The sequence below is a fragment of the Neisseria sp. P0021.S007 genome (genome assembly GCF_051956855.1).
Genome location: NZ_JBQCXA010000162.1, coordinates 1 through 1,028, shown reverse-complemented (window position 1 = coordinate 1,028; position 1,028 = coordinate 1). Strand labels below are relative to the sequence as shown.

Genomic DNA, 1,028 nt, shown 5'->3' with positions numbered 1-1,028 from the left:
CTGAACGTCCGACCAAAGCAACGCGTTCCCCTTGGCGGATGTTGAGATTGAATCCATCCAAGGCTTTTTTACCGTCTTCGTGGTAGCGGACATCGACGTTTTCGAATTTCAGACGACCTGAAACGTTTTTCAGATGTTTGGTGCCCTTGTCTTGCTCAGGCTCGGTATCAAGGAACTGACAAACCGCATCCGAAGCGATAAACATGGTCTGCATGGGAATGCTGATGTTCGCCAAGTTTTTGATCGGACCGAGCATTTGCAGCATGGCAACGATAAATGCCATAAATTCACCGATGGTGGTATAGCCTTGCTGACTCTGCCAAAGGGCAATAAAGATCACGACAGCCAAAGCAAACGACGCAATCAGTTCACTGAACGGAGAACGTGCGGCGCTGGCTTGCGTGATTTTTTTACCGAGACGGACGATGGTGTCATTGACTTCGGCAAAGCGTTCAGACGCTTTCTTCTGACCGCCAAAGAGTTTGACCACGCGGTGTCCTTGGTGGACTTCGTTAACGACGTTGTTCAGCGTACCGATACTTTGCTGCGCGCTGGCAATGATGTCTTTCAGACGGTTGCGGTAATAACGGGACAACAAAGACAACAGCGGGAACATCAGGGCGACAATCAGACTGAGCTGCCAGTTCAAATACAGTAGAACGCAGACCAAACCGATGACAATCATGGTATCGCGGGTCAAAACGATAAAGACATTACTGGCGTTGCTGATGGATGATTCCGCCATTTGCACCATGTTCATTAAAACTGTGCCGGACGGGGTTTCCTGATGGAATTTGGAAGAGAGTTGCAGCATTTTGGCAAACATATCGCGGCGCAGATGGCTGATTGCCATGACGGAAACCCAAGTCAGCAAATATGTGCTGACATAGCGGCTAATGCCTCGGATGATGACCAAAAAGATAAAAAATATCGGTACAACCCAGACTTTGTTAGGCGTACCCCAAATCAGTTAGGTAAATTGGTCTTTCCAATTTTGCAGCGTGGCGACGATGCCGCCTGCGGTATTG

The 1,028-nt window shown here is 48.8% G+C and carries 1 pseudogene; it reads right to left on the bottom strand.

Features of this window, described 5'->3' with window-relative positions:
* Window positions 1–1,028: pseudogene (locus ACTHUR_RS11915) on the bottom strand (ABC transporter transmembrane domain-containing protein); the annotation flags it as partial.